At 40.6% G+C, this 2971-nt stretch carries 5 protein-coding genes; all 5 read left to right on the plus strand.

Annotated features, from left to right (window positions below; translation table 11 throughout):
• The first annotated feature begins 294 nt into the window (after positions 1-294).
• Positions 295-777 carry an N-acetyltransferase gene (locus tag J7J01_03900; protein MCD6210025.1) on the plus strand — a complete coding sequence of 161 codons (483 nt, stop codon included), beginning with the start codon at positions 295-297 and terminating at the stop codon, positions 775-777.
• Positions 696-1292: a hypothetical protein gene (locus J7J01_03905; protein MCD6210026.1), complete on the plus strand. Its 597-nt coding sequence runs from the start codon at positions 696-698 to the stop codon at positions 1290-1292. Before J7J01_03900 ends, J7J01_03905 begins: the two co-directional genes overlap by 82 nt.
• On the plus strand, positions 1282-1437 hold the full coding sequence (locus J7J01_03910) for a hypothetical protein (GenBank protein ID MCD6210027.1): 156 nt from the start codon (positions 1282-1284) through the stop codon (positions 1435-1437). Before J7J01_03905 ends, J7J01_03910 begins: the two co-directional genes overlap by 11 nt.
• A 337-nt stretch (positions 1438-1774) precedes the next feature.
• Positions 1775-2086, plus strand: a complete 312-nt coding sequence (locus tag J7J01_03915; protein ID MCD6210028.1) for a hypothetical protein — start codon at positions 1775-1777, stop codon at positions 2084-2086.
• A partial coding sequence (locus J7J01_03920) for a glycosyltransferase (protein MCD6210029.1) occupies positions 2083-2971 on the plus strand: 889 nt, incomplete at its 3' end. The genes J7J01_03915 and J7J01_03920, both read left to right, overlap by 4 nt.

Here is a 2971-nt window from a genome sequence, read left to right on the forward strand (position 1 = left end):
AAGTGTCGAAAGGTTTGAGAAGAAGAAGGATAAACATCAATAACTATAACTTATAACTTATAGTGACGAGTTAAAAGGGTCAAAAAGGGCATTATATGGAACTGAGATGTGAAGATGTGAGCATGAGGTGATAATTATAGATTATGTGGTAGTAAGTGGGTATTGCATCTGTTGCAATTCTTTTTGGAAGGGCACGTGGTACTATGATATTGACACGACAATAAGATACATTCACTTCCTTTTACTAGAAACTCATTAGAGAGGGGTATTATTTTTTTATTTGGGAGTTCTATTGTGTCATTCTCAGCGAGCAGGAAAGCATCGAAAAAAAACTACGTGATAGGGAAGAGCGTGTATATAGATGAGGATGTGGAGATCGGAATCGGAGATGGGGTAAAGGTTCAGAATTTCGTTTCTGTTTATAAAGGGGTAAGGATAGAGGACGATGTTTTAGTTGGACCTTTGGTAACGTCCACAAATGATTTGTATCCAAGAGCTTTTAGCTGGGACGTGGATACGCTAACCATGACTGTGGTCAAAGAAGGTGCGAGCATCGGTGCGAACTCAACCATTGTTTGCGGTGTAACAATAGGAATAGGCGAGTATGCGATGATTGGGGCGGGTTCGGTAGTAATGAAGGATGTGCCACCTTTTGGGTTGGTGTATGGCAATCCAGCGGAATTGAAAGGTTTTGTGTGCTACTGTTTACGGATGAGAATAACAATCCGGATTTCAGTATCTTGGAGAACGCATTCAGGAACGCTGGAAAGATATTGAAGAAGCGTGATCTGGTGGTTTTAGAGACGAGTGTACCACCGATGACCACCAAAAAGCGAGTGAGGCAATGGCTGGAAGAAGAAAGTGGATTAGAGTTAGAGTTAGAGTCAAAGTCAGAGTCAGGTGAATTCTACCTGGCACACTCGCCAGAGAGAATAATGACTGGATACAGCATTTCAAGACTGAAGGAGTTTCCAAAGGTTGTGGGTGGTGTTAACGGTGAGAGCGGAATGAAGGCTTTTGAAATCTATAAGAGTTTCATACCGAATTTGCATCTGGTATCTTCTGCACGCGTTGCGGAATTTATAAAACTCATAGAAGGTTGTTATCGCGACGTTAACATCTGCATGGCAAACGAACTGCTTAAGATTGCAGATGAACTGGGCATTGATTTTTACGAGGCAAAAGAGTATACGAATTACGAATATTGCCAGATACATCTGCCATCTACAGGTGTTGGTGGGCATTGTAATTCCAGTGTATCCATGGTTTTTGATAAAAGAGATGGAAAGTAGGGAGAAGTTTGGCTATACAAGGTTGCTGAGGACTGCAAGAGAGTTAAATGATGAGATGATTGAATACTGGGCGGAAAGAATCAGCGTAGAGTGTTTAAAGATGGATATGCCTTTAAGTGAGGTAAAATATGTATCAGGGGTATAACTTTCAGGGAAGGAGTTAAAGAGTTATATCACAGCAGAAATCTTGCTTTAGTCAGGCTTTTGATGAGTAAAGGATTGGACGTTTATGTATGTTTACGATGATTTGTATTCGAGAGAAGAGGTGGGAGAAATGGGATTGAGATATTTAGAGCCGGAAAATGCGGATTTGGTGTTTGATTGCTTTGGATTGAAGATGGGGTAGAGATAGAAAGGCTCTATAAGGGTATTACAAGTATTAAATTAGAGGTGTAAAATAGAGATGAAGAAACTTATTTGATTAAACAATAAAATTATAATTTCAAAGATAATTTCAAAGGCATTAAAGAGAGAGGGTAAATATGGTTTCAGCCACGAGAATAAGTAAAATCGTAGGGGCATCGGAAGAGGAGCTAATTAACAGAAGTCTGATCTCGTTTATAGAACGAGAGATAATACTTGCAGAAGCGGATATAGCGGACATACGTAAGAAATATAACGTGATCTCCAAAGAAGAGCTTTATGAAGCAATAAAATCAAAGAAAATAGCGAGTCATCCTGCATGGGGGGATTACATTGTTTGGAAGAATAAAGAAAGGTATATAGAAGATTTAAAGGAGCAAGCGAAGTTTATCAGGGTATTAAAAATTGCAAATGGTGAGTATGCTGAATGAGGATACTCTTAGTTTCAACACAGGATTACATACATCATCCAGTGCCTTCAAGGCATCACTACATATTCGAGGAGCTGGCGAAGCGGCATGAGGTGCACGTGCCGCATTTTCATGTGAGTAGAGGCAGAGCGAGAGAGACGAGGTTGATTGTGCACGAAGCCACAAAGTTCCCTTTCAGGGAGCCTATACTGCACTATACTTTGAATGCACCGTATCAGTATGCGATATTCAAGAGGATAATAAAGGAAGAAGGGATAGACGTTGTTGTCGCGGCGCATATATTTGCCGGTGCAGCGGTGATAAAAGCGGCGAGGAAATACGGTGTTCCGGTAGTGTTCGACCTCAAGGACTGGTTTCCGGATTCTGCGGCGGCGTATTATAAAAATAAGGTGATGAAATGGATTTTGAGGGAGGGCGTGTGGCGGATTACGAAACATAATCTCGACAGGAGTGATAGGATAACAACGGTTTCGCCTTCGCTCGTAGAGCGACTGAAGAAATACGGATATGATGCGAAGTTGATTACGAACGGTGTGGATACCGATATTTTTAAGCCGATGGATTCGCGAGCGGGGAAGAGGATGCTTGGACTGGATGAGGATTGTTTTGTGATCGGGTTTGTTGGAGCGATAGAACGGTGTTTTGAGTTAGACGAGGTAATAAAAGCACTTCCTGATGTGTTGAAATATCGAGATGATGTAAAATTATTAATAGTCGGGGGATCATTATTTACAGATTACGAAATATCACTTAAAAAATTAGTTAAATATATGGGACTTAGCGGAGAGATTATATTTACAGGGCCAATAGAATATAAAAAAGTGCCTCAGTATATTGCCGCTATGGATATATGTTTATATCCTTTATCCAAGTATTCATGGCCTG

Source organism: Methanophagales archaeon, from assembly GCA_021159465.1.
Lineage (GTDB): Archaea > Halobacteriota > Syntropharchaeia > Alkanophagales > Methanospirareceae > G60ANME1.